Origin of the sequence: Nocardioides psychrotolerans, assembly GCF_900113685.1 — a bacterium.
Classification (GTDB): Bacteria; Actinomycetota; Actinomycetes; order Propionibacteriales; family Nocardioidaceae; genus Nocardioides; species Nocardioides psychrotolerans.
Window position 1 is genome coordinate 314,108 of record NZ_FOQG01000003.1, and the last position, 24,669, is coordinate 338,776.

Below are 24,669 nucleotides of genomic sequence, written 5' to 3' on the forward strand. Positions count from 1 at the left end.
CTGGCGCTGTCCCTCAGTGGGCGAAGAGTCGCGCGGTCCAGTGCGACTGGTGACCGTTCGGATCGCGCCAGGTGCCCTCGACGGTCACGTCATCGGTCCACCGGCCCGTCGTGCACCGCCCACCGCTGCACGTCTCGTGCCACGCCGAGCCGCCCACGTGAGCCCCACCGAACGACGTGTGGTTGACCATGAAGCCGCTCATCTGGTTGCCCTTGAAGGTAAAGTGCACCATGCGGCCGTACATGTCGTGGCCCAGGTAGCTGCCTTCGTAGGGGAGCACGGCGTGCACCGTGCTGGTCCTGGACACCCCGGCCTTCGTCAGGCTGACCTTGCTCGGCGTCGAGCTGCGGTGCGCGAAGAGAGCCGCGGTGAAGTGTGCCTCGGCGCCGCTGCTGGGCATGTTCCACACGCCCTCGACGGTGACGTCGTCAGTCCAGCCGCCGCGCGTGCACTTGCCGTCGTTGCAGGTGTGGTGCCACTGGTGACCCGACACGCTCGCCCCGCCGAAGCCGGTGCCGTTGACGCGGAAGTTGTGGATCCGGCCGCCGTAGTAGTCGAAACGGACGGTCCGGTAATACATGTCGTGGCCCAGGTAGTGCCCCTCGTAGGGCAGCACGGCTTGCAGTGGCAGAGCCGCGGCTGACGCGTGGACGGCGGTCGGCTGGCTGGCCTGTGCCTGCCAACCCCCCAGTCCGAGCCCGAGTGCCAGCACGGCCACGGCCGCGAAGATCTTCTTGCGCATGGATCTGTCTCCCCTCGTGTGCCAGCGCCCTCCCGACGCCGGCCCCTCCCGACGACGCTAGGTCGGACCGATGGGGGTGGCCATGGTCATGAGTGACCCCTGATGACCTGGGGTGCCAGGAGAGGTTCGCCGGCCCGAGCCGGCTTCTCTCCCTGTCACCCGGCGGCCGCATCTTCGTGCCGGTCGCTCCAGGTGTCGCACGAGGCGAACCAGGGGTTGTGTCGGGGTGCCCGCACGACCGCCCATGAAATCCGGCCGCGTGGGGACTCCCTCCCTGTGGCGGCCCTCCCCAGTGCCGCCGACCCTCGACACTAGGGCCGGACGGACCCCCACGTCATGACTCGATCTGACTAGTCGGACATGACTAGGTCGGGTGGGGTGGGCGGCTCGAGCAGGCCGGGCTCGTATCCTGACGTTCGTGACCTCCGACGACGCCGACCTCGGCGAAGAGCTCGTCCGCCTCGCCTCTGCCGACAACTTCCGCGACCTCGCCGGCCCCGGCTACCCCACGGCCGACGGCCGACGGGTACGCCGTGGCGTGCTGTTCCGCTCCAACGAGCTGACCCTGACCCACGAGGACGCCCAGGCCCTGGCCGCGCTCGGGGTGGAGACGATCTTCGACCTGCGCGACGCCCACGAGATCGAGGCCCACCCCGATGCTCCCGTGCCCGGCGCCACCTGGCGTCATGTGGAGGTCAAGGGCATCCCGATGGAGGCGGTCGCCTCGCTGCAGACGCACGAGCAGGGCCTCGCGGTCATGGGTGAGGTCTACCGCGGGTTCGTGGAGAAGGAGGGCGGCCGGGCCGCGTTCGGCGAGCTTCTGCACTCGATCGCCCAGGGCCGAGCGGCCCAGGTGTTCCACTGCACCGCCGGGAAGGACCGCACCGGATGGGCCTCGGTGCTGCTGCTCCACGTCGCGGGCGTGGCGCCGGAGACGATCCTCGAGGACTACCTGGCGACCAACACGATCTCGTCGGCGACCCGCGTGAAATACCTCGGCATGGTCCGCGAGCACCTCGGCGACGACAAGGTGGAGGTCTACGAGACCGTCATGGTCGCCGACGCGCGCTACCTGCAGCAGGCCTACGACGCCGTCGTCTCGTCGTACGGCTCGATGGAGGGCTACCTCGCCGACGGGCTAGGACTGGGTGCCGACACCCTCGCTGCGCTGCGGGCCCGGCTGCTCGACCACGGGGTCGAGTAGTGCCGGGATCTCGGTGGTCCGGGCTTGCTTGGAGTCCTTGGCATCGGGGTCGAGCACGATCTCGTGGGTGCCGCCGTCGCGGCCCTCGAAGCGGACGGTGACGGTCTCGAAGCCCTTGTGGCGCTGCATCTGCGCATACATCGCATAGGCCCGACGATCGGCCTCGGTCAGGTCGACGGAGTCGGTGAACGGGGTGAGCAGGGCCCGGGGCCAGAGCCGGCGGGCGATCACGACGTTGACCTCGACGCCGAGGACCGCGATGACGGCGCCCACGTAGATCAGCCCGATGAGACCGAGAACGAGGCCGAAGACGCCGTTCATGGAGCTGGTGCCCGTGAGCACACGGGTGGCGTAGATCGTGCCGAGGTGCTGCAGCGCCTGCCACAGCACGGCAACGAAGAACGCCCCGGGAGCAACGCGCCTCAGCCGCAGGCTGCGTGCCGAGGCCAGCCGGAAGAGGAAGGTCAGGACCAGGCCGACGATGAGGACCGTGGCAGCCAGGATCAGCCAGCGGATCGTCGTGTCCAGCTCCGTGCCGAACATCTCGGCGTTGGAGCCGACCGCACCGAAGACCGACAGACCCAGGACGCCCAGGCCCGCGAAGAGCAGCAGCGCGAGCGACTTGAAGCGCAGCAGGAACGGGTTGGGGCGGCTGTTGCGCGGGACCGCCCACGCGGTGGCCATGACGTTCTGGATGGCCTGCCCGAGCCCGAGGCAACCGTAGAGCGCGGCCAACGACCCGACGACGACCGCACCGGTCGAGCCCGTCAGTCCCTCGGGACGACCGAGCTGGTCACCGATGATCGGGAACTGTCCCAATGCGGAGTTGAGCGCCTGCTCCTGCAGGTCAGGGTTGCCCTGGAGGACGAACCCGAAGATGGACGAGGCCAGCAGCAGCAGCGGGAAGATCGCGATGAACGCGTAGTAGGTGACGGTCGCGGCCAGGTAGTTGCCCTGGTCGTCGAAGAACTTGTAGACCACGGCCAGGGGGAACCCGAGGAACGAGTGCCGCCGCTGGGTGCGGTCGACCTTCCCCACGACGTTGCTCACAAGCCGAGGTTACCGGCGGGCCCACGCACCACGGGTCAGTAGGACTTGGGCAGGCCCAGGGAGTGCATCGACACGAAGTTGAGGATCATCTCGCGACTGACGGGGGCGATGCGGCCGACGCGGGTGGCAACGAGCAGCCCGGCCATGCCGTACTCCTGGCTGGCGCCGTTGCCGCCGTGGGTCTGCACGGCGCGGTCGACCACGTCACAGGCGGCCTCGGCGGCGGCGTACTTGGCCATGTTGGCAGCCTCGCCGGCGGCCATCTCGTCACCGGCGTCGAAGAGTGCCGCGGCCTTCTGGTTCATCAGCCGCGCGAGCTCGATCTCGATGTGGGACTGTGCGAGCGGGTGGGCGATGGCCTGGTGGGCGCCGATCGGGACCTGGAAGACGACGCGCTCCTTGGCGTACTGGGTCGCCTTCTCCAGCGCGAAGCGGGCCAGACCGGTCGAGAACGCCGCGGCCATGATGCGCTCGGGGTTGAGGCCGGCGAAGAGCTGCACGAGCCCGCCGTTCTCGTCGCCGACGAGCGCGTCGGCCGGCAGCTTCACGTCGTCGATGAACACCTGGAACTGGTTCTCCGGGGACACGATCTCCATCGGGATCGCGTTGAACTCGAACCCGGGGGCGTCGGTCGGGACGACGAACAGGCACGGCTTGAGCTTGCCGGTCCTGGCGTCCTCGGTGCGCGCGACGACGAGCACGTTGTCGGCCTCGTCGACGCCGGAGATCCAGATCTTGCGACCGTTGAGCACCCAGCCGTCGCCGTCGCGGCGCGCAGTCGTGGTGATGTTGTGGGTGTTGGTGCCGGCGTCGGGCTCGGTGATGGCGAAGGCCATCGTGCCGGTGCCGTCGCAGAGGCCGGGAAGCCACTTCTGCTTCTGCGACTCAGTGCCGTAGCGGGTGATGATCGTGCCGCAGATCGCGGGGCTGACGACCATGAGCAGCAGCGGGCAGCCCTGTGCGGCGAGCTCCTCGCACACGGCCGCGATGTCGCCGATGCCGCCACCGCCGCCGCCGTACTCCTCAGGGATGTTGATGCCGAGGTAGCCACATCTGCCGATCTCGAGCCACAAGTCGGTGGTCTTGCCACCGGAGCGAGCCTTCTCGACGAAGTAGTCGCGGCCGTACTTGCTCGCGAGCTTGGCGACCTGCTTGCGGAGCTCCTGACGCTCCTCGGTCTCGGTGAAAGGCTGAAATCCCTGGCTGGTGCTCATGCTTCCTCTTCTCCTGTGTCGACGACGGCGAGAACCTCTCCGGCCGCCACCTGGGCGCCGGTGCGGACGTTGATCTCCGTGACCGTGCCGGGCGCCGGCGCGCTCACGGTGTGCTGCATCTTCATGGCCTCGAGGACCAGGACGGTGTCGCCGGCCTCGACTCTCTCGCCGGGCGCGACCGCGACCCGGACGACCGTGCCGGGCATGGGCGCGAGCAGGCTCCCGCTCGCGACCTGGTCGGCCGGGTCGACGAAGCGGGGCACCCGGGTGAGCGCGAGGTGGCCCCACGGGGAGTCCACGTCGACGCGGTGTCCGCTGTGGTGCTCGGCGAGGCGGACGTCGTGGGAGGTGCGGACGCCGTCGTGCTCGACCACGACGAGGCGACCGGTGGGGGCCGGCGACGCCGAGACGAGGCGTACGCCGCGCACCTCGCCGTGCAGGTCCACCAGGACCGCGCCGGAGCGCTCGTGACGCCACCCGACGACCACCTCGGTGCCGGCCAGGTCGAAGGTGACGACCTGGGGGGCGGAGTGGACGTTGCGCCAACCGGCCGGGACCCGGTGCTGGACGCGTCGGCCCGAGACGGCGTGCTGCACCCATGCCATTGCCGCCGCGAAGAAGCTCACGGCCTGCTGGGAGGCCGTTCCAGGGACCTGGCCTCCGCGCTGGGAGCGCAGCTCCTGCTCGCGGAGGAAGGCGGTGCTCAGGTCGCCTGCGACGAACGCGTCGTGGCCCAGGACCTCAACCAGGAGGTCGCGGTTCGTGACCAGACCGTGCAACCGGCTGCGGCGCAGGACGCCGGCCAGCTGACGGGCCGCCTGCTCGCGGGTGGGCGCGTGGACGATCACCTTGGCGAGCATCGCGTCGTAGTGGGTCGAGACCTCCGAGCCGGAGGCGAAGCCCGACTCCACCCGGACCCCGGTCTCGTCCGGGATCTCGAACGCCGTCAGCAGCCCGCTCTGCGGCTGGTAGTCGGCGCCCGGGTCCTCGGCGTAGAGCCGCACCTCGATGGCGTGCCCGCGGGGCGCACCTGCCCGCTCGGGCACGCGGCCCTCTGCGACCGCGATCTGCTGCGCGACCAGGTCGACCCCGAAGACCTCCTCGGTGACGGGGTGCTCGACCTGGAGGCGGGTGTTCATCTCGAGGAAGAAGAAGGAGTCGGCGCCCGGTCGTGCCGGGTCGTAGAGGAACTCGACCGTCCCGGCGCCGCGGTAGCCGATCGCCGCCGCCGCCTGGCGGGCGGCCTCGTGCAGCGCCGCGCGGGTGGCATCGGGCAGCCGTGGCGCCGGCGCCTCCTCGACCACCTTCTGGTGGCGCCGCTGGATCGAGCAGTCACGCTCGCCGTAGACCTCGACGCCGTCGGCGTGCCCGAGGACCTGGACCTCGACGTGGCGCCCGCGCTCGACATAGGGCTCGACGAAGACGGTGCCGTCTCCGAACGCGGAGGCGGCCTCTGCTGCGGCCTCGTCGATCTCGCTGGCCAGGTCGACCAGACGGCGTACGACGCGCATTCCGCGCCCGCCGCCGCCTGCGGAGGCCTTCACCAGCAACGGCAGGTCGGCCTCGGTGGCGGTGTCGACGGTGTGGTTGGTCAGCACCGGGACCCCGGCGGCCGCCATCAGCTTCTTGGACTCGATCTTGGAGCCCATCTGCTCGATGGCCTCGGGCGCCGGGCCGACCCAGGTCAGGCCGGCCTCGATGACCGCCCTGGCGAAGTCGGCGTTCTCGCTCAGGAAGCCGTAGCCGGGGTGGATCGCGTCGGCGCCCGTGAGACGAGCCGCCTCGAGCACCAGGTCGGAGCGCAGGTAGGTGTCGGCAGGGCTGGTGCCCGGCAGGTGGACCGCCTGGTCCGCCTCGCCGACGTAGGGCAGCTCGGTGTCGGCGTCGGAGTGGATCGCCACGGTCTCGATGCCGAGCGCGCGACAGGTGCGGAAGACACGTGAGGCGATCTCCGCGCGGTTGGCGACGAGCAGTCGCTTGATGGTCGTCATGGACGGAACACCCCGAATCGGTCGGTGCCGACGTAGTCGACGGTGTCGATGACGGACAGGCAGATGCCCAGGACGGTGCGGGTGTCGCGGGGGTCGATGACCCCGTCGTCGTAGAGCATGCCGGACAGGAAGTGCGGCAGCGACTGCTCCTCCACGGAGGCCTCGATGAAGGCGCGCATGCCGGCGTCGGCCTCCTCGTCGTAGTCCTTGCCACGACCCTCGGCGGCCGCGCGCGCGACGATCGACAGCACCCCGGCGAGCTGGGCCGGACCCATCACCGCCGACTTGGCCGAGGGCCAGGTGAAGAGGAAGCGTGGGTCGAAGGCACGGCCGTTCATGCCGTAGTTGCCGGCGCCGTAGGACGCACCCATGATGACGGTCAGGTGCGGCACGGTGGAGTTGCTGATCGCGTTGATCATCATCGCGCCGTGCTTGATCATGCCGCCCTGCTCGTAGTCCTTGCCCACCATGTAGCCGGTGGTGTTGTGGAGGAAGAGCAGGGGCGTGTCGGTCTGGTTGGCGAGCTGGACGAACTGGGTCGCCTTCTGCGCCTCCTGGCTGAAGAGCACGCCCTGCGCGTTGGCCAGGATGCCGATCGGGCGGCCGTGCAGTCGCGCCCAGCCGGTGACCAGCGAGGTGCCGTAGAGCGGCTTGAACTCGTCGAAGACCTGCCCGTTGCCGGCGCTCACGCCGTCGCAGAGGTGCGCGATCACCTCGCGGGGGTCGAAGGGCTCCTTCAGGTCGCTGGGGATCAGGTCGAGCAGGCCCTCGGGGTCGGCGAGCGGCTCGACGTAGGCGACCCCGGTGTCGACCCGGGCCTTGCGCCAGTTGAGCCGGGCGACGATCCGACGCCCGATGCGGATCGCGTCGAGCTCGTCCTCGGCGAGGTAGTCGGCCAGGCCGGACGTCCGGGCGTGCATCTCGGCGCCACCGAGCGACTCGTCGTCCGACTCCTCGCCGGTGGCCATCTTGACCAGGGGCGGGCCCCCCAGAAAGACCTTGGCCCGCTGCTTGACCATGACGGTGTAGTCGCTCATGCCGGGCACGTAGGCGCCGCCGGCGGTGGAGTTGCCGAAGACCAGCGCGACCGTCGGCTCCTTGCGGGCGCTCGCGCGGGTGATGTCGCGGAAGAGCTTGCCGCCCGGGATGAAGATCTCCTTCTGGGTCGGCAGGTCGGCTCCGCCGGACTCGACCAGCGAGATCGTCGGGAGCCCGTTCTCCTGGGCGATCTGCGAGGCCCGGAAGATCTTCTTGACCGTCCACGGGTTGCTCGCGCCCCCCTTCACCGACGGGTCGTTGGCGGTGATCATGCACTCGACGCCCTCGACCACGCCGATGCCGGTGACGACGCTGGCGCCGACGGTGAAGTCGGAGCCCCAGCCGGCCAGCGGGCTCAGCTCGAGGAAGGCCGAGCCTTCGTCGACGAGCAGCTCGATCCGCTCGCGCGGCATCAGCTTGCCGCGGGCATGGTGGCGCGTGACGCTGCGCTCGCCCCCGCCCTCGACCGCCTTCGCGTGCTCGGCATCGAGCGCGGCGAGCTTCTCCAGCATCGCCTCGCGGTTGGCCGTGGCTCCCGCGGTCACGACGCGTAGCCCATCAGCTTGGCCGCGAGGTCGGTGAGGACCTCGGTGGCACCACCGCCGATCGGCAGGATGCGCACGTCGCGGTAGTGACGCTCGACCTCGGTGCCGTGCATGTAGCCGGTGCCGCCGTGGAGCTGCACCGCCTGGTCGCAGACGTACGTCGCCGCGTCGCACGCGGTCTGCTTGGCCAGGCAGGCCTCGGCGATGACGCTCTCCCCTGCGGCGTGACGTCGGGCGACGTCGTGGGCGTAGACCCGGGCCACCTCGACCTGGCGGCGCATCTCGACGAGCTTGTGGCGCACCACCTGGTTGGTGATCAGCGGCCTGCCGAAGGTCTCGCGGTCGCGGCAGTAGGCCGCAGTGAGCTCCAGCGACCTGCCGGCGATGCCGTAGGCGTGGACCGCGAGGCCGAGGCGCTCGACGACGAACTGCTCGGCGATCTGGTAGAAGCCGGAGCCCTCGACGCCGACCAGGTTGGCGACCGGCACGCGGACGTCGACGTAGGACAGCTCGGCGGTGTCGGAGCAGTGCCAGCCCATCTTGCGCAGCGACCGGTCGACGGTGAAGCCGGGCGTGCCGCGCTCGACGACGAGGAGGCTGATGCCGGCGTGTCCGGGTCCGCCGGTGCGGACGGCGGTGGTCACGAAGTCGGCACGCGTCCCGCTGGTGATGAAGGTCTTGGCGCCGTTGACGACGTAGTACTCCCCGTCGCGCACCGCCGTCGTGCGGATGCCGGCGACGTCGGAGCCACCTCCGGGCTCGGTGACCGCCAGCGACCCGATCAGCTCGCCTGCCAGCGTCGGTCGCACGAAGCGGTCGACGAGGTCGGCGTTGCCCGAGGCCGCGATGTGGGGCAGCGCGATGCCGCTGGTGAAGAGACCGGCCATGAGCCCGCTGGAAGCGCCGGCCGAGAACATCCCCTCCTGCATCTCGAGCGACTCCGGCACGGTCGCGCCGGAGCCACCGACCTCCTCGGGGAAGGCCATGCCGAGCAGCCCTTGCTCGGCCGCAGCGAGGTAGAGCTCGCGCGGGAAGATCCCGGCGTCCTCCCACTCCTGCAGGTGGGGTGCGACCTCGCGGCGCACGAACTCGGCGCCCAGCTGAGCGATGTCCATCAGAGCAAGTCCTCCTGCATGTGAACGATGCGCGAGCGCATCCACTCCCCCAGGCCCTTGGCCTGCGGGTCGAACCGGGTCGAGGCCGCGACGCCCTCGCCGAGGAGGCCGCGGACCAGGATGTTGACGGCGCCCAGGTTGGGCAGCACGTAGACCTCGACGTCGAGGTCGCGCGCCTCGGGGATCAGCTCGCGCACCTTGCGCGGGCTCATCATCTTGGCCAGCCAGGTGACCCTCGCCTCGTAGCGGTCGGACCCGTCGTGGGCCACCCACAGCCCGAGGTTGGCGTCGCCGCCCTTGTCCCCCGAGCGGGCGTGGACGAAGGTGCCGAGCGGCATCCGCCGGGTCAGCGAGTCGGCCGGTGCCGGGTAGGGCGAGGGCCGCTGACCGACGAGCTCCTCGGCCGAGCCGAGCTGGACCGGGTCGGGCACGACCTCGCGCGATCCGTCGGCGTGGACCACGGTGTGCGTGACGCGGTCGCGGTCGACGTAGACCGGGCGGTAGACGCCGTAGGGCGACGGGGGGCCCGGCGGGCTGGTCATCGTGAAGCCGGGGTAGGACGCGAGCGCGAGCTCGACGGCCGGGCCGGTGAACGCCTTCGCGACCGGGCCGGACTCGGGGTCCATGACCGTGCACCGGAGCAGGCACGAGGCGCCCTCCTCGGTGTCGGCGTCCGCACCGGGCAGCGCCGTGCGGGTCCACGTCACCGCGGCGGCGGTGAGCGACGGCTCGAGCTGCATCCGCAGCCAGTCGGCCTTGGCCTCGATGTCGAGACCGGTGAGCACGAACTCCATCGAGTTGCGGAAGCCGCCGAGGGTGTTGACGCAGACCTTGAGCTGCGCGGGTGGCGCCTCGCCCCTCACCCCGGTGATCGCCACCCGGTCGGGTCCGGCCGGTGCGAGCCGGACCGAGTCGAGGTGGGTCGTGACGTCGGGGTTGAGGTAGCGGGCGGTCTGGATCTCGTAGACCAGCTGCGCGGTGACCGTGTCGACCGTGACCGCTCCGCCCGTGCCGTCGTGCTTGGTGATGACGCTGGAGCCGTCGGCGGCGATCTCGGCGAGGGGGAAGCCGAGCGGGCGGCCGTCGTGGCGCAGCGTGCGGAAGCCGGAGAAGTTGCCGCCCGTCGCCTGCGTGCCGCACTCGAGGACGTGACCGACGACGACGGCGCCCGCCAGCTCGTCGTGGGACGTCGGGGTCCAGGCGAAGCGGCTGATCGCCGGGCCGACGACCAGCGAGGCATCGGTGACGCGACCGGTGACGACGATGTCGGCTCCCTGATCGAGCGCTCGGGCGATGCCGAAGCCGCCGAGGTAGGCGTTGGCGGTCAGGGCGCCCTCGATGCCGAGCTCGCCGGACAGGTGTCGTAGGTCGTCGCCCTCGACGTGGGCGATCGCCGGGTCCAGTCCGAGCCCCTTCGCCACCTCACGGAGCTTGTCGGCCAGCCCGGCAGGGTTGAGGCCACCGGCGTTGCTGACGATCCTGACGCCGCGCTCCAGGGCGAGGCCCAGGGAGTCCTCGACCTGGCGCACGAAGGTCCGCGCATAGCCGAGCGAAGGGTCCTTCATCGTGTCCTTGCCGAGGATCAGCATGGTCAGCTCGGCCAGGTAGTCACCGGTGATGACGTCCAACGGGCCGCCCTCGAGCATCTCCCGCATCGCGGTCAGGCGGTCGCCGTAGAAGCCGGAGCAGTTGCCGATCCTCAGGACGTCGCTCATCGCTTCGCCCGTCCCTCACCGGCGGGGCCCGCGAAGGCCTGGGCGATCGTCAGCCAGTGGGCGGCGGCGTCGCCGGTGGTCGTGAGCGCGATGTCGTCGCGGTGGATGCGCTGGGTGACCAGCAGGCAGAAGTCGTAGGCCGGTCCGTGCACGGTCTGCGCCGCGTCCTCGGGTCCCCAGGCCCACACCGCACCCGACGGCGCCGTGAGCTCGAGGCGGAACTCCTCGGCGGGGGGCGTCAGCCCGTGCACGGCGTAGGCGAAGTCACGCGTGCGGACGCCGAGGTGGGCGACGTGCCTGATGCGGTCGGTGGGCTCGGGCACGGAACCGAGGGCCTCGTGGACGTCGAGAGCGTGCGCCCACGTCTCCATGAAGCGCGCGGTCACCATCGAGGCCGGCGACATCGGCGGGCCGAACCACGGCATCTTCTGCCCGACCGGCACGGCCCGCACGGCGGCGGCGAGGTCCTGGCGCGCGGCACCCCAGCGCGCGAGCAGCGCGGTCGGGGCGAGACGGGCGACCTCGTGGGCGCCGGTGTCGACGAAACCGGAGGGATCGGCCATCGCCTGGAGGACGATGTCGTCCCAGGCCGCCTTGCCGACGTCCCCGTCGAGCGAGCGGGCGGCCGCGGCGGCGGTCTCGTCGGTCCACAGCAGGTGGGCGACCTGGGTGGCGACCGTCCAGCCGGCGGCGGCGGTGGGGGTGGCCCACCCGGCTTCGTCGAGCCCGGAGACAGCGGCGAGGAGCGGGTCGCCCTCGGCGCGGAGGTCGTCGAGGAGGTCCTCGAGCAGGCTGGTCATGTCGTCTCCTGAAGGGTCGCGTGCAGGGCGCCGTCGAGCGCGGTGTCGAGGGTGCGCGCCCACTGGTCGAGGATCCGCCCGCGGCGACGGGTGTCGTCGGTGAGCGTGTTGGCGAGGCCGAGGCCGCGCACGAGGTCGAGGGTGGCCTGCACGAGCTCGCGCACGCCCGGCACGGACTCGTCGGCGCCGAGCAGCTCCACGGTCAGCCGGTGCGTCTCGCGACCGACGCGCTGCTCGAGCGGCTCCACGGCCGCCATCAACGCCGGGTCGCTGCGGGCCGCGACCCACAGCTCGAGCGCGGCGGTGAAGACCGGGGAGCTGAAGTGGTCGCCAAGCATCCGCACGACCGCACGCGTTCGCCGATCCCCTCGAGGCAGACGCCGTGCGGCGGCCGCGAGCTCGGCGCCCCGCACCTCGGTGAGGTGCTCGACGGCCGCGACGACGAGGTCGTTCTTGGTCGGGAAGTGGTGCAGCTGCGCACCGCGACTCACCCCGGCGCGCTCGGAGACCAGCGTGGTCGACGTGCCGCTGAAGCCCCGCTCGACCAGGCACTCGACGGTCGCGTCGAGGAGGCGGGCACGCATCAGTCGGGTGCGCTCCTCCTGCGGGATCCGGGAGCTCGCGGTGCTGGTCACCCGGGCAGCATGGCCCTGTCGCCAACAAACAGTCAAGCCTGACTTTTAATTCTGGGACGACGGACGACGCGCCGGTGCCCGGGGTCCGTCGGGACCCCGGGCACCGTCATCTGGGACGCCTCGTGCTCAGCCGGTGGTGTCCACCTTCACCAGCGTGATGTCACTGGTGCCCTCGTACTCCACGAGCCCGAGGTAGTGCGCGTCCGGGTCGAGACCCGTCCACGACACCGCGAAGCTGGTCGGGGTGTCGGTCACGACCGGAACCGGGTCCGGGGTGGCCGTGAAAGCGCCGAGACCGGCCCCCGGCTCCACCGAGTAGGTGTCGAGGGTGAAGCCCATCGGGGCTCCGTCGGCACCGGGGGCGAAGCCGAAGATGTCGACGATGTAGGTCCCGGCCGGGAGGCCGGGTGCCGTGATCGACTCGTCTGCGGCGCCGGTCGCCGACTGGGCGGCCACGGCGAAGGCAGTGGCCGGGTCGCACGACTCGGCCGCCAGGAGGTAGAGGTCCAGGTCGGACGTGTCGTCAGCGGCATCGACGTCGACCTGCGTCAGCGTCGAGCCCTCCGGCACCGTGATGCAGGACAGGAAGTCGGCGTTGGCGTCGACCGTGTCCACGGTCGTCTCGCCCTTCGCCAGCCCGGAGGTCGTGACGTCGAGCTCACCGGTGAAGCCGGGGATGATCTCGACGTCGCTCGTGCCGGTCGCACCCGTGCCGGTCACCAGTGCGGGAGCCTGCACCGACAGCGGCCTGACGACCACCGGGATGCGGACCCGCGTCGGGCCGGTCAGGGTGATGAAGCCGCTGGTGTAGTGCCCCAGCGGTGCCGTGGTGCGGGTGATGGTGAACGCGACGTCGACGATGTCGTTGGCGCGCTTGGACGTCACGTTGGGGCGGCTCGGCTTGACGGTGAAGCCCTTGAGGTCGGCGCTGATCTTCCAGGTGCCCTTCATGCTGGCCCGGAAGGACCGCGGGAACGTCGTCGGCCCGGTCATCGAGCCGTCAGCGAGCGACGGCACGTTGATGCTCTTGGCGTCCAGCGCCGGCACCCCGGTGTTGTAGCCGAGGTCCGCCAGCCACCCACGCCACTGCGTGGCGTCCGAGGTGACGAACAGGCCCGGGTCGAAGAACTGCTTCGGCTTGACCTGGCCCGCGCCCTGGGCGAAGGCGTCGCGCACGAGCCCGCCCTTCTCGTTGCGGATCGAGGTGGCGGTGGTCATCATCGCCGACTTGATCGTCATCGGCGTCCACTTGGGACGCTCGCCCTGGATGAAGGCGGCGAGTCCCGCGATGTGCGGGGACGACATGGAGGTGCCGGAGTAGAGGTCGTAGGTGCGACCCTGGTTGGACGGAGGCGCCACGGCGGCGAGCACGTCGACGCCGGGAGCGATGATGTCGGGCTTGAGCAGGTCACCGTCGGAGACCAGCACCGGACCGCGCGAGGAGAAGCCCGCCACCTGCGGCAACGGGGTCTTCTGGTTGGTGAGGTTGCCGAGCTTGAACGACGCCTTGGCGTCGACGCCCTGCGCGGCGACATACTTCTCCACGATCGCGCCGGCAGTGTCGGTGATGTGGATGGTCGGCACGACCTGGATGTCGGCGTTGAGGCTGTTGGGCGAAGGGTTGGCCATGATCAGGGCCGCGCCACCCGCACGCTTGACCTCGGCGCCCTTGGAAACCCGGTCGTAGACACCGCGCAGGCAGTAGACGATCTTGCCCGCCACCTTCGCGGGGTCGAGGGTGTCGGGGCCGCACAGCGCGGCGTCGTCGGCGTCGCCGCCCTCGACCACCGCGTCGGAGCCGGGCACGATGCGACGCTCGGAGACCGGGGTCTGGGAGCTGGAGGCGCCCATGATCTTCTTGCCGTTGGCCAGCACGATCGTGTTCTCGAACTTGGTGGTGTGCGTGCCGGCCGCGACGGTCGTGAGCCACGGCGACGGGTGGTCGAGCGTGGTGTTGTCGGGACCGCTGTTGCCGGCGGAGGCGGCGACGAAGATGCCGGCCTCTGCCGCACCCTCGAAGGCCAGCTCGGTGGCGTCCAGGCTCGGCGAGGGACCCCCGCCGATGGAGAAGTTGACGACGTCGACACCGTCGATGACGAGCTGGTCGACCGCCGCGACCATGTCCTCGGTGAAGCAGCCGCTCAGGTCGGGGTCGCCGGCCTCCCAGCAGACCTTGTAGACCGCGATCCTGGCGCCGGGGGCCATGCCCGAGATGGTGCCGAACTTCAGACCTGCGGTGGAGACGTTCTTGACGAGGTTGCCGGCGGCCGTGCTGGCGGTGTGGCTGCCGTGGCCGCCGCCGTCGCGCGGCGAGATGAACTCGTGCTCGGAGAGCTGGGACTCGGGGGTCGCAGCGAGGTAGGCGTCACCGAAGACGCGGGCGCTGATGATCTTGGTGTTGCAGTCGGTGAGGTTGAAGGACTGACCGGTCTCGCACTCCCCGGTGAAGAGGGTGCCGTCGGCCTTCTCCATGCGGGTCTTGCCGCCCTTCATGGTGATGTCCCACGGGGTCTGCGGCCTCGTCGTGAGCTTCGGCCCCGAGAAGGACTTCGACTCGGGCCAGATGCCGGTGTCGAGAACGCCCACCACGACACCGCTCCCGGCGCTCGTGCGCCCGCCCTTCGAGGCCCAGGCACCCCCCTTGCCGGTCAGGCCCAGGAAGTCCGGGGTGTTCCAGGTGGTGACCTTGCGAACGCCGGCCTTCTCCACCAGCAGGACGCGGCGATCGGTGGCCAGGTCCAGGGCCTGCGCCGCGGTGAGCGTGGCAGCGAAGCCGTTGCTCGCCATGGTGTAGCTCGTGTCCACGCTCGCTCCGACGGAGCCGGCAACCCGCTCCTGCGAGGTGCGCAGGTAGTCGGTGTAGCGGACGACGGCCGGGGTGGCGGCGCGGAACTGGCCGCCCGTCGACTTGGTCGCCGCGTAGCCGCTCTTGCCACCCGCGTAGCCGGTGGCCGAGGCCTCGCTCAGGAGCACGATGTAGCGGCCGTCGGTGAAGCGCTCGGTTCCACCTCGGGCTGCCGCTGCCGCGGCGGAGGCCGGACGCGCGGAGGCCTGGCTCGCGGAGGCCTGCGCGGGCGACGCCCCCTGGGCCCCGGAGAGCGGAAGCGCGGCCAGCAGGCCGGCGGTGAGCGCACCGACCGAGGCGACGGCGAGCCGCCCCCTGGTCGATCCGCGAGAACGTGACACTGACATGGGGACCTCGATCCGGGACAGCCGTGCCCCGAGCCCCCGGTGGTCCGAGGATGGGCAGGCGCTGGCCTCACCTCAATGCACCGGGAGGCATCCGTCAAGAGTCGGCAGTCACCATCACACAAGAAGGGCGGCCGAACGCTCCGAAAGGGCGGGACGTAGGCCAGAATGCGCGGCATGACCACGATCCTCATCACCGGCGCATCGTCGGGCCTCGGCGCCGAGATGGCCCGCCAGCTCGCGGCCCGCGGCAACGACCTCGCGTTGTGCGCTCGCCGCACGGACCGGCTCGACGAGCTGAAGGGCCAGATCCTCGCCGCCCACCCCGAGCGCCGCGTCGAGCTGCGGGCCCTCGACGTCACCGACGACGACCAGGTCTTCGAGGTCTTCGGGGCCTTCCGCGCCGACTTCGGCACCCTGGAGCGGATCGTCGTCAACGCCGGGCTGGGCAAGGGCGCGCCGCTCGGCACCGGACGCTTCGACGTCAACCGGGAGACCGCGATGACCAACTTCGTCGCGGCGCTGGCCCAGACCGAGGCAGCGATGGAGATCTTCCGGGACCAGCAGGCCGGTCACCTGGTGATGGTGTCGTCGATGTCGGCGATGCGCGGGATGCCCAAGACGATGACGACCTACGCCGCCACCAAGATCGGCGCCGCGTACCTCGCCGAGGGGCTGCGCAACGAGCTCTACGGCAAGCCGCTCGGCAGGACCGTGAAGATCACGGTGCTCTACCCGGGCTACATCGCCTCGGAGATGAACGAGTTGGCCCGGGACAAGGCGACGTTCATGGTCTCGACCGAGAAGGGCGTGGCCGGCATGGTGTCGGCCATCGAGAAGGAGGTCGCCGACGCCTGCGTGCCGACGCTGCCGTGGGCGCCGCTGTCGCTCGTCATGAAGCACGCGCCGCTCGGGGTGTTCAAGCGGCTGATGTAGCCCGCTGCTCGCGGTGCGCCCTCCAGGTCGACCAGGCGCCGGTGCACCACAGCGCCCAGACGACCAGGAGCGGCTGGAAGAACAGCCGGACGATGCGGCCGGTCCCCGTGTCGAGGCCGAAGGACGTCGAGCCGTTGACGGCCTGCCAGATGTTGCCGGGGAAGACCGCCACGAAGAAAAGGGCCACGATCGCGCCGACCACGGCAAGCCGATGGCCGCGGGTCGCGACGAGCGCGACGGCCAGCGCGATCTCCACCAGGCCCGACACGACCACGATCTCCTCGCGCAGCGGCAGGAACGTCGGCACCTGCCCCAGGAACTCCTCGACGTCGACCAGGTGCCCCACCCCGGCGACGAGCAGCGCGAGGGCGAGCAGCAGGCGGGCGAGGAGTCTCATGGCTCCACTCTCCCCTGCTCCTGGTCGTCCGCGCCGAACGCCTCCTCGCGCGCGATCACCAGGTCCATGCCGGCCAGCCGGTGGCTCAGTCCGCGGTGGCCCTCGCTGCGCCAGGAGGCGACGAGCGTGAGGAGCAGGTACGCCGGCAGGGCGGTCGCCGCGACCGTCGTGCCCAGCTGGGTCAGCACGAGGAGCGGGCCGACACCGGTCGCGAGCTTGACCAGCCGGGACACGACGACCCACCGCGGACGCCGCGCGACGGCGCGCACCGAGATCACGTGCTCGCCGACCGTGCGACCGACCAGCAGCACGCTCAGCACCTCCACCGCCCCGGGCACCCCGACCTGCAGCGCGGCCTGGACGTCCGCGTCGAACGTGCCGGGGCCGTAGAGGCACCAGGCACGGTAGGCCAGCGCGACCGCAGCGCCGAGCAGCACGAGGAACAGCACGTCGCTGAGCATCCCCACGAGCCGGCGACCCCAGGTGATGCTGGTCGGCAGCGGGACCGCGGCGACCCTTCGTCGTACGACAACGGCGGAGAGGAGCGACCCGCCCACGGCGCCCAGGGTGTTGACGATCAGGTCGTCGACATCGAAGAGCCGGTAGGCGCAGTCGTAGACGCTCCACACCCCGGTCAGCTGGGTCACCTCGATCAGCAGCGACGTGCCGAGGCCGAGCAGGGTCGCCACCACGACACCGCGCTTGAAGATCTGGCGCACGTAGTAGCCCAGCGGCACGAACAGCAGCACGTTGAGCGCGACCTGGAGAAACGCCGGGTCCCGCAGCAGCGCCCCCGGTGGCCCGAGGTCCATGGTGCCGATCGACCCGAGCGGGTCGAGCTGGCGGCCCTTGCACCGGTAGGTCCCCTCGGGCGGCACCGGCAGCAGCGTGTAGGTCCACAGCGCCAGACCGTAGACCGCACCGGACAGCAGGATCGCCAGGTCGCTCGGCTGGAGCCCCCCGTCGAGGCGGTACTGGTAGGCCGCGACCGGCACCAGGAGCACGATCGCCACCACGGTCCCAAGCGCGATCGCGAGGAGTGCGTTGCTCGCCTGGTCGGACACGGCGGCAACCTACCCCTGCCAGGGTCGAGGGGGCTGCGGCCTAGCGGTAGGTCAGCGTGTCCTCCGCGACGTGGCTGTGCTCGTTGAAGCTCAGCAGCCGCGCGCCGGTCGAGCCGACGACGACGCGCGTGACCGAGGAGTTGACCATGACGGTGTTGAAGCGCGCCCACAGCCGTGCGAGCGAGGCCGGATCGGCGTCGGGGTCACTGAGAGCCGCCGCAACGACCGCGATCGTGCCCCCCGAGCTGACCACGACGACCGTGCGCCCGGAGCCGGCCTGCTCGGCGGCTGCGGTCAGGGAGCCGCGCACCCGGGCCGCGAATGCGGCGTACGTCTCGGGGTAGTCGCCGGGCTCACCGGCGGTCCATCGTGCGGTGGCACGCTCGAAGACCGCCTGGAACGTGCGGCGGTCCATCGGCTCCGTGGGCAGGTCCGGAGCGGTCGAGACCAGGCCGACATGGTCGAACTCGTCCCAGCCGGCGTCGACCTGCATCGGCGGGAGGGACCAGCCGGCGCCCTCGATCATCGCCTCGCCGGTCTCGCGGTGCCGGCGCATGTCGCCACGCACCACGACGTCGGGGTGCACGCCGCGCTCGGCGAGGAACGCGCCGAGCAGCCTGCCCTGGACCCAGCCGTTCTCGGAGAGCACGTCGTAGTCGTCGGCGCCGAAGGACGCCTGGCCGTGCCGGACCAGCAGCAGCTGCCCCATCAGGCGCCCATCAGGAGGCCGCGATGATCGCGCGGCAGCGGGTCTCGAGGTAGCCCACGGCCGGCCCGAAGACGGCGTACTGCTCGTTGGTGGTCTGGCCGTGGAAGTAGCGGAACCAGATCTGCTGGGCGATCACGGCCAGCCGGAACAGTCCGAAGACCTCGTAGAAGCGCCACCGCTCGGGCGTCATGTCGAAGCCCATGCGCTCGCAGTAGTGGGCGACGACCTGGTCGCGGGTCCACATGCCCGGCACGGTGGTGGGCTGGCGACGGAACATCAGGAAGAACTCGTCGTCGTCGGCCTGCACCCAGTAGGACAGCATCCCGCCCAGGTCCATCAGCGGGTCGCCGACCGTGGCCATCTCCCAGTCGAGGACCCCCACGACCTGCTGGGGATCCTCGGCATGCAGCACGAGGTTGTCGAAACGGAAGTCGTTGTGGATCATCCGCTGGCCCACGTCGCCGGGCTTGTGCTCCTCGAGCCAGGCGATGATGTCGGACCAGTCGCCGGTGTCGTCGGTGCGGGCGTCTCCGAAGCGGCGGGTCCAGCCGCGCATCTGCCGGTCGACGTAGCCGTCGCCGCGGCCGTAGGCCTCGAGCTCCACCGACTGCGAGACGTCGACGGAGTGCAGCGCGATGAGCACGTCGAGGGCGCTCTCGCACATCTGCGAGACCTCCTCGGGCGGCAGCTCCCACGGCAGGTCGCGGCGCGGGATCGTGCCGTCGATCTTCTCCATGACATAGAAGTCCGAGCCGATCACCGAGTCGTCCGTACAGTGACCGACCATCGTGGCGACGTAGGGGAACAGCGGCGCCAGCGCGTGCTGGATGACGAACTCGCGACCCATGTCGTGGGCGCCCGCGGCCTTCACGCCCGCCGGCGGCCGGCGCAGGATCAGGTCGCGCTGCGGTCGGTCCTGGGGGGTGTAGCGCAGCAGGTAGGTCAGGTTGGAGGCACCACCAGGGAACTGGCGCACCTCCGGTGTGCCCTCGAGGTCGTCGCGGAAGGCCAGCGCGTTGTCCCGCAGCCAGGCGGCCACTGCCGCCACGTCGAAGGCGTCCTCCTCGCGGACCGGCTTGGCCGGGTTGCCCGCATCTGCGGCGTTGGTCGTCATCGAGCACCCCTGTCCAGCTTGGCTGCCTGGTCGCGCATGATCAGGTCGTAGGTCGCCCGGTCGCCCTGCTTGAGCCCGTAGGCGTCGCGTGCGGCCCGGTCCGGGACGATGATCTCGTCACCCCGGTCCAGGCCCTCGAGCACGGCGGCCGCGATGTCGGCGGCGCTGACTGACGAGTTGTCGACGAGCTTGGTCATCACCTCGGCGAGCGCGGTGTCGGCGCCCTGGAGCGAGCTCATCAGGTTGGTCCTGAAGTAGGACGGACAGATCACGTGCGCGGTCACGCCGTAGGACGCGAGCTCGTGGCCGGTCGTCTCGGTGAGCGCGACGACGGCAGCCTTGCTGGCGTTGTAGGACGCCATTCCGGCCGGGTGCACCAGGCCGGCGAGCGAGGCGGTGTTGACGATCCGGCCCGATCCCTGGCGCTTGAACATCGGCACGAACGTGCGGGTGCCGCGGACCGCACCGAAGAGGTTGATCTCGGTGATCCACTGCCACTCGTCCATCGTCGCGATGTCGAGCCGGCCACCACCGGCGACGCCAGCGTTGTTGACGAGCACGTCCAGCCCGCCCCAGGTTTCCTCGACGTGGGCCAGCGCGGCGGCCCAGTCGTCGTCCTTCGTGATGTCGAGGTGCAGGTCCACCCCGGGCGACATGTCGGTGCGCAGCACCTCGTCGCCCCGCGCCTCGAACGCGTCGGAGAGCGCCTCGCCGAGGCCGGACGCCGCGCCGGTGACGAGGACCCGCTGGCCGGTCGTCGGCGCGGTCAACGGCTGGCTCCGTAGCGACCGAGCTCGAGCCGGGCGACCACGCCACGGTGCACCTCGTCGGGTCCGTCGGCGAGCCGAAGCGCGCGGGCCGCCGTCCAGGCTCCGGAGAGCGGGAAGTCGTCGGAGAGCCCGCCACCACCGTGGATCTGCATCGCGAAGTCGATGACCTGCTGGGCCATGGCCGGCACGGCGACCTTGATCTGGGAGACCTCGGAGAGGGCGTTGATCGGCCCGCCGACGTCGAGCTTCCACGCGGCGTCGAGCACCAGCAGGCGCGCCATGTTGATCGCGATGCGGGCATCCGCGATGCGCTCGCGGTTGCCGCCGAGGTTGGCGAGCGGCTTGCCGAACGCCGTGCGCGCGAGGCCGCGCTTGCAGGCGAGCTCGAGCGACATCTCGGCCAGCCCGATCAGCCGCATGCAGTGGTGGACGCGGCCGGGACCGAGCCGGCCCTGGGCGATCGCGAACGCCTCACCGGGACCGCTGATGACGTTCGTGAGCGGCACACGGACGTCGGTGAACGACACCTCTCCGTGGCCGAGCGGCTCGTCGTAGACCCCCATCGTGTTGAGCAGGCGCTCGATCTTCACCCCCGGGGTGTCGCGCGGCACGAGCACCATCGAGTGGCGGTGGTGCCGGTCGGCATCAGGGTCCGTGAGCCCCATGAACACGAAGATCGTGCAGTCGGGGTGGCCCACGCCCGTCGACCACCACTTGCGCCCGTTGATGAGGACCTCGTCGCCGTCGACGACCGCGGTGGCCTCCATGTTGGTGGCGTCGGAGGACGCGACGTCCGGCTCGGTCATCGTGAAGGCGGACCGGATCCTGCCGTCGAGGAGCGGCTCGAGCCACTCCTTCCGCTGCGCCTCCGTGCCGTAGCGCAGCAGCACCTCCATGTTGCCGGTGTCGGGCGCGTTGCAGTTGAGCACCAGGGGCGCGATCGCGGAGCGGCCGGTCAGCTCGGCGATCGGCGCGTAGTCGAGGTTCGTCAGCCCCTCGCCGCCGTCGGTGCCGAAGCGGGCGGCGTACGCCCCGGCGTGCTCGTGCGGGAGGAAGAGGTTCCACAGGCCGCGTTCGCGCGCCTTGGTCTTGAGCTCCTCGATCAGCGGCAGCGGCTGCCACGGGTCGCCCGTGCGACGGGCCTCCGCGAGGTCGCGGTGGTAGCCCTCCTCCGCCGGGGCGATCTCGGTGTCGATGAAGTCCTTGACACGGGCGGTCAGGTCGGCGGCGCGCAGTGACGGGGAGAAGTCCACGGACTGCACAGTAATGGGAGGATCGTCACGTCGTTGTCCGGTGTCCCGAGGAGTGCCCGTGGTCCGCTCGTACGTCGCTGCGCTGGCCCTGCTTGCGCTCGTCACCGGTTGCTCGGGTGACGAGGAGGAGCCGGCTCCGGCAGCCCCGACAACGTCAGCGTCTGCCGCGGACCCGTCCGCCATCCGGTCGGGCCTCGTGGCCCTCTGGGTCGGGGACGACGACTCCCCCGAGGACGTCGAGACCGGCACCTGCTTCGCCGACGCGCTGGTCGACGCCACCACCCCCGACGAGCTGGTGGAGGTGGGCATCCTCGATGCGTCCTACGAGGTCGTCCCCGAGCTCACCGATCTCACCCCCGAGGGCGCCGGGCTGTGGGTCGACGCCCAGTTCGGCTGCTCCGACCTCGTTTCCGAGTCCGGCCGCGCCCAGGTCGCGGCGACCAAGGGCAAGGTCGACCGCGAGTCCTACGAGACCTGCCTGCGCGCCGTCGTGTCCGAGGAGCAGCTGCGCGAGGTGGCGGAGTCGTCGCTGCTCGGTGACCTCTCCGGCGACGCCGTCGTCGCCTTCAGCGCCGCCCAGCTCGACTGCGTCCAGCAGGCCCTGCCCCGCGACTGACCCGTGGCTGACCGCCGAGTCGGCGCGATGTCGCATCCCGCGCGGGGCCCGGCGGCGGCCGCTTCCTCAAGGTATGCAGACGAACCGCCACTCCCCGTGCCGGGCACCCCCTGGTGGGTGGCGTGTCTCCGTGGGAAGTACGTCGGACCGCTCGCCCTGGGTCCGGCTCAGACCGCCACGGCCGTGATCACCCGAGCACGGGCGACCGGCTCGCACCAGGCCCGCCGGGTGCGCAGCAGCCGCGCGGTCGACCAGGCGAGGAACGGCACGGCGACGAGCACCGAGACCTGCCAGGCGTCGACGTTGGCGAGGCCGGAGAAGGCCAGCCCGGTGACCGTCGTCGAGAGCGCGAGACGCGCCGAGTAGCCGACCATCACGATCGGCGGCGCCGGGGTGGCGCGGGCCGAGCGCAGGTCGACGGCGAAGGGACGCTGGTCCGACCAGCGCAGCGAGGCGGCGACGACCTGCACGGTCACGACGACCAGCGTGCACACCAGCGCCGTCAGCTCGGCGACCGAGGGCAGGCCGGCGCGCACGGCCCCGAGCGCGACCGTCACGAGCGACGCGGCGAGGAGGAACTCCCCCAGCACCCACGCCCGTGCGTCGAAGACCGTCTCCGGCGCGACCGGGAGGCTCTCGCGCCACAGCCCGCCCCGGCCGTCGAGGCACCACGCGTTGACGCCCCACAGCAGGGCTCCACCCGACGCGACCAGCCCCGGCAACACGGTGAGCTGCGCCCACGGCAGGTTGCCGGCGAGCGCCACGAGACCCGGAGCGAGGGCGAGGACGGCGACGCCGCGTCGCATGGGTACGGCGCGCCACACCGAGGCGCGGTCGGTGCGGACCAGCTGGCCCAGGGTCGTGCGTGAGAGCCGCCGAACGGGGTGGTGACCGCTCTCGACGTCGAGCTCGTCCTGCGGGATCCGGTGGGCGGCGATGTGCGCCGGCACGGCACCGAGCACGACCGCGCCGACGAACGTCGCGAGCACCACGCCGACGGTCAGCGCCCAGCGCCCGACCGAGTCGGACACCATGCCGACCACGACCCAGCGGGTGGGCAGATCGTCGAAGACCTGAAGCAGCCGGCCGGAGATCTGCAGGCCCAGGGTCGCCCCGAGGACCCCGACCGTCAGCGCCCGGATGCCGACGATGCCGTGCGGGACCCGTCGTACGCCCTCGAGGATCCAGGCCAGCACCTGCGCGACCGCGGTCGCGGCGCCCAGCCAGAGCACCACGACGACCTGCGCCTGGGCGAGGTAGAGCTCGGGCCCCAGGGCGTAGGCGGTGACCGCCAGGAGCGCCCAGGCCTGCAGCAGCCACGCGATGTTGAGGGGCGCCAGGAGCAGCGCGCCGAGGTGGTCGGTGGTCGGGCTGATCGGGTGTACGGCGGCAGGGTCGCGAGCGAGCAGCTCACGGCCGCCGCCGGACGCCGCCGCTGAGACGATGGTGAGTGCGAGGAAGCCGGTGAGCATCGTCGGCAGCAGGAGGAGCAGGTCCAGTGCGCGCCCCGAGCCGGCCCCGGCGCCGGCCACGAAGGCGGGCACGACGGCCGCACCGAGCGTCACCAGGACGAAAGCCCCGAGCGCCACGACCCCGGCTCGGCGCCGCCGCAGGGACGCCGTGCGGAAGCGGACGAGGTGGCCGACGTCGGCCACCGCACGCCGAGTCTGGGCCACGAGACCCTCCCGCGCGACGGGAGCGGTGTCAGTCGAGGAGGCCGCGGTAGGCACGAGCTCCCTCCTCGCCCGCCATCTCCCCGGCACTCACGGTCGCCACGGCCGAGCCGCCACGCAGGACGCTCACCGTCGTGCAGCTCTGGACCGCCAGCTCGCGCAGGTGAGTCGAGACCAGCACGCAGGCGCCGCGGGCGCGGGCGTCGCTGATCACGTCGAAGGTCGCCTCGACCCCGATCGGGTCGACGCCGTCGAAGGGCTCGTCGAGGAGGAGCACCTCGGGCTCGTGCAGCGCCGCCAGCAGCACCGAGAGCCGCCGACCCATGCCGTGAGAGAAGCCGGCCGTGACGCGGTGTGCGACGTCGCCGAGCTCGAAGCGCTCCAGCAGGTCACGCGCACGGTCCTCCCAGTGGTCCATCCGGCGCAGCCGGGCCGCGAGCTGGAGGTGTTCCCACGCCGTCGCGCGCGGCACGAGACCGCCCACGTCGGGGCAGTAGCCGACGGCCTGCTTCACGCGCAGCGTCTCGGTGCGGACGTCGTGCCCGGCGACCAGCACCTGGCCCGCGGTCGGCGGGACGACACCCGCGAGCACGCGCATGGTCGTGGACTTCCCGGCCCCGTTGCGGCCGAGCAGCGCGGTGGCCTGCCCGGCATAGGCCCGGAGGTCGACACCGGACACGGCCTCGACCTCCCCGAACCGCACGTGCAGCGAGCGCACGTCGACGACGGCCGGGGTCTCGGTCATCGCCCCATCCTCGCGGACCGGGGACCCGTGCACAGCAGATCCGGTCCAGCCTCCCCAAAATCAGCCGATCGGGCATTCCCGGGAAGACCCGTGACGGCACCGACCCGCCCGAGAGGATCTCGGGCGGGTCGGTGGTTGCTGCTGGGTCGGGCCG

General features: G+C 71.3%; 21 protein-coding genes. 3 read left to right on the plus strand and 18 right to left on the minus strand.

The features are described 5' to 3' along the window. Positions 1-13: 13 nt before the first annotated feature. Positions 14-742: a hypothetical protein gene (locus BM204_RS05855; protein WP_091111166.1), complete on the minus strand. Its 729-nt coding sequence runs from the start codon at positions 740-742 to the stop codon at positions 14-16. 418 nt (positions 743-1,160) lie between these two features. Here BM204_RS05855 and BM204_RS05860 point away from each other — a divergent pair, with 418 nt between their 5' ends. Continuing rightward, positions 1,161-1,946, plus strand: a complete 786-nt coding sequence (locus BM204_RS05860; RefSeq protein ID WP_170259094.1) for a tyrosine-protein phosphatase — start codon at positions 1,161-1,163, stop codon at positions 1,944-1,946. Here BM204_RS05860 and BM204_RS05865 read toward each other — a convergent pair. The 9 genes from BM204_RS05865 to BM204_RS05905 all read right to left on the minus strand — a co-directional run bounded on the left by BM204_RS05865 (position 1,881) and on the right by BM204_RS05905 (position 15,241). Next, positions 1,881-2,996 carry a YihY/virulence factor BrkB family protein gene (locus tag BM204_RS05865; RefSeq protein ID WP_246166049.1) on the minus strand — a complete coding sequence of 372 codons (1,116 nt, stop codon included), beginning with the start codon at positions 2,994-2,996 and terminating at the stop codon, positions 1,881-1,883. The genes BM204_RS05860 and BM204_RS05865 overlap by 66 nt on opposite strands. A gap of 35 nt (positions 2,997-3,031) precedes the next feature. Next, positions 3,032-4,210 (minus strand): acyl-CoA dehydrogenase family protein, encoded by a 1,179-nt coding sequence (locus BM204_RS05870; protein ID WP_091111170.1) that lies wholly within the window; start codon positions 4,208-4,210, stop codon positions 3,032-3,034. Next, on the minus strand, positions 4,207-6,201 hold the full coding sequence (locus tag BM204_RS05875) for an ATP-binding protein (protein ID WP_091111171.1): 1,995 nt from the start codon (positions 6,199-6,201) through the stop codon (positions 4,207-4,209). Before BM204_RS05875 ends, BM204_RS05870 begins: the two co-directional genes overlap by 4 nt. Next, positions 6,198-7,751: an acyl-CoA carboxylase subunit beta gene (locus tag BM204_RS05880; protein WP_091111265.1), complete on the minus strand. Its 1,554-nt coding sequence runs from the start codon at positions 7,749-7,751 to the stop codon at positions 6,198-6,200. Before BM204_RS05880 ends, BM204_RS05875 begins: the two co-directional genes overlap by 4 nt. A 29-nt stretch (positions 7,752-7,780) precedes the next feature. Continuing rightward, the gene (locus tag BM204_RS05885; RefSeq protein WP_091111173.1) at positions 7,781-8,899 is read right to left on the minus strand and encodes an acyl-CoA dehydrogenase family protein; all 1,119 of its coding nucleotides are present in this window, start codon (positions 8,897-8,899) and stop codon (positions 7,781-7,783) included. Then, on the minus strand, positions 8,899-10,614 hold the full coding sequence (locus tag BM204_RS05890; protein ID WP_091111174.1) for an acyclic terpene utilization AtuA family protein: 1,716 nt from the start codon (positions 10,612-10,614) through the stop codon (positions 8,899-8,901). The genes BM204_RS05885 and BM204_RS05890 overlap by 1 nt, the downstream gene beginning before the upstream one ends. Continuing rightward, positions 10,611-11,414, minus strand: a complete 804-nt coding sequence (locus BM204_RS05895; RefSeq protein ID WP_091111177.1) for a TIGR03084 family metal-binding protein — start codon at positions 11,412-11,414, stop codon at positions 10,611-10,613. The genes BM204_RS05890 and BM204_RS05895 overlap by 4 nt, the downstream gene beginning before the upstream one ends. After that, positions 11,411-12,049, minus strand: coding sequence for a TetR/AcrR family transcriptional regulator (locus tag BM204_RS05900; RefSeq protein WP_307725893.1), 639 nt, complete (start codon positions 12,047-12,049; stop codon positions 11,411-11,413). The genes BM204_RS05895 and BM204_RS05900 overlap by 4 nt, the downstream gene beginning before the upstream one ends. A gap of 126 nt (positions 12,050-12,175) precedes the next feature. Further along, the gene (locus tag BM204_RS05905; protein ID WP_091111179.1) at positions 12,176-15,241 is read right to left on the minus strand and encodes a S8 family serine peptidase; all 3,066 of its coding nucleotides are present in this window, start codon (positions 15,239-15,241) and stop codon (positions 12,176-12,178) included. A 174-nt stretch (positions 15,242-15,415) separates the two neighbouring features. Here BM204_RS05905 and BM204_RS05910 point away from each other — a divergent pair, with 174 nt between their 5' ends. Beyond that, positions 15,416-16,174 carry an SDR family oxidoreductase gene (locus BM204_RS05910; RefSeq protein ID WP_091111268.1) on the plus strand — a complete coding sequence of 253 codons (759 nt, stop codon included), beginning with the start codon at positions 15,416-15,418 and terminating at the stop codon, positions 16,172-16,174. On the opposite strand, the gene BM204_RS05915 is transcribed toward BM204_RS05910, so the two are convergent. The 6 genes from BM204_RS05915 to BM204_RS05940 are packed head-to-tail and all read right to left on the minus strand — an operon-like array spanning position 16,158 to position 21,481. After that, positions 16,158-16,571: a DoxX family protein gene (locus BM204_RS05915; RefSeq protein WP_091111180.1), complete on the minus strand. Its 414-nt coding sequence runs from the start codon at positions 16,569-16,571 to the stop codon at positions 16,158-16,160. The genes BM204_RS05910 and BM204_RS05915 overlap by 17 nt on opposite strands. After that, on the minus strand, positions 16,568-17,635 hold the full coding sequence (locus tag BM204_RS05920) for a VanZ family protein (protein ID WP_091111182.1): 1,068 nt from the start codon (positions 17,633-17,635) through the stop codon (positions 16,568-16,570). The genes BM204_RS05915 and BM204_RS05920 overlap by 4 nt, the downstream gene beginning before the upstream one ends. Before the next feature lie 40 nt (positions 17,636-17,675). Beyond that, positions 17,676-18,344: a histidine phosphatase family protein gene (locus BM204_RS05925; protein WP_091111184.1), complete on the minus strand. Its 669-nt coding sequence runs from the start codon at positions 18,342-18,344 to the stop codon at positions 17,676-17,678. 10 nt (positions 18,345-18,354) lie between these two features. After that, positions 18,355-19,458, minus strand: a complete 1,104-nt coding sequence (locus tag BM204_RS05930; RefSeq protein WP_091111185.1) for a phosphotransferase family protein — start codon at positions 19,456-19,458, stop codon at positions 18,355-18,357. Beyond that, positions 19,455-20,228 carry an SDR family NAD(P)-dependent oxidoreductase gene (locus BM204_RS05935; protein WP_091111187.1) on the minus strand — a complete coding sequence of 258 codons (774 nt, stop codon included), beginning with the start codon at positions 20,226-20,228 and terminating at the stop codon, positions 19,455-19,457. The genes BM204_RS05930 and BM204_RS05935 overlap by 4 nt, the downstream gene beginning before the upstream one ends. Then, a complete protein-coding gene (locus tag BM204_RS05940) occupies positions 20,225-21,481 on the minus strand; it encodes an acyl-CoA dehydrogenase family protein (protein WP_091111270.1) in 1,257 nt (418 codons plus the stop codon). Before BM204_RS05940 ends, BM204_RS05935 begins: the two co-directional genes overlap by 4 nt. 58 nt (positions 21,482-21,539) lie before the next feature. Between BM204_RS05940 and BM204_RS05945 the strand changes: the two genes are divergently transcribed. Further along, positions 21,540-22,097 carry a hypothetical protein gene (locus BM204_RS05945; RefSeq protein ID WP_091111189.1) on the plus strand — a complete coding sequence of 186 codons (558 nt, stop codon included), beginning with the start codon at positions 21,540-21,542 and terminating at the stop codon, positions 22,095-22,097. Positions 22,098-22,264: 167 nt separating this feature from the next. Here the strand turns inward: BM204_RS05945 and BM204_RS05950 are convergent, their stop codons facing one another. Further along, on the minus strand, positions 22,265-23,773 hold the full coding sequence (locus tag BM204_RS05950; RefSeq protein ID WP_143099666.1) for a hypothetical protein: 1,509 nt from the start codon (positions 23,771-23,773) through the stop codon (positions 22,265-22,267). 28 nt (positions 23,774-23,801) lie between these two features. Continuing rightward, positions 23,802-24,515, minus strand: coding sequence for an ABC transporter ATP-binding protein (locus tag BM204_RS05955; protein ID WP_091111192.1), 714 nt, complete (start codon positions 24,513-24,515; stop codon positions 23,802-23,804). Between the last annotated feature and the right edge of the window lie 154 nt (positions 24,516-24,669).

Coding starts and splice junctions, on each gene's coding strand:
- BM204_RS05925 (WP_091111184.1), bottom strand. CDS start 18,344: ATGGGGCAGCTGCTGCTGGTCCGGCACGGCCAGGCGTCCTTCGGCGCC.
- BM204_RS05890 (WP_091111174.1), bottom strand. CDS start 10,614: ATGAGCGACGTCCTGAGGATCGGCAACTGCTCCGGCTTCTACGGCGAC.
- BM204_RS05910 (WP_091111268.1), top strand. CDS start 15,416: ATGACCACGATCCTCATCACCGGCGCATCGTCGGGCCTCGGCGCCGAG.
- BM204_RS05880 (WP_091111265.1), bottom strand. CDS start 7,751: ATGCTGGAGAAGCTCGCCGCGCTCGATGCCGAGCACGCGAAGGCGGTC.
- BM204_RS05955 (WP_091111192.1), bottom strand. CDS start 24,515: ATGACCGAGACCCCGGCCGTCGTCGACGTGCGCTCGCTGCACGTGCGG.
- BM204_RS05915 (WP_091111180.1), bottom strand. CDS start 16,571: ATGAGACTCCTCGCCCGCCTGCTGCTCGCCCTCGCGCTGCTCGTCGCC.
- BM204_RS05875 (WP_091111171.1), bottom strand. CDS start 6,201: ATGACGACCATCAAGCGACTGCTCGTCGCCAACCGCGCGGAGATCGCC.
- BM204_RS05885 (WP_091111173.1), bottom strand. CDS start 8,899: ATGGACATCGCTCAGCTGGGCGCCGAGTTCGTGCGCCGCGAGGTCGCA.
- BM204_RS05855 (WP_091111166.1), bottom strand. CDS start 742: ATGCGCAAGAAGATCTTCGCGGCCGTGGCCGTGCTGGCACTCGGGCTC.
- BM204_RS05895 (WP_091111177.1), bottom strand. CDS start 11,414: ATGACCAGCCTGCTCGAGGACCTCCTCGACGACCTCCGCGCCGAGGGC.
- BM204_RS05870 (WP_091111170.1), bottom strand. CDS start 4,210: ATGAGCACCAGCCAGGGATTTCAGCCTTTCACCGAGACCGAGGAGCGT.
- BM204_RS05930 (WP_091111185.1), bottom strand. CDS start 19,458: ATGACGACCAACGCCGCAGATGCGGGCAACCCGGCCAAGCCGGTCCGC.
- BM204_RS05905 (WP_091111179.1), bottom strand. CDS start 15,241: ATGTCAGTGTCACGTTCTCGCGGATCGACCAGGGGGCGGCTCGCCGTC.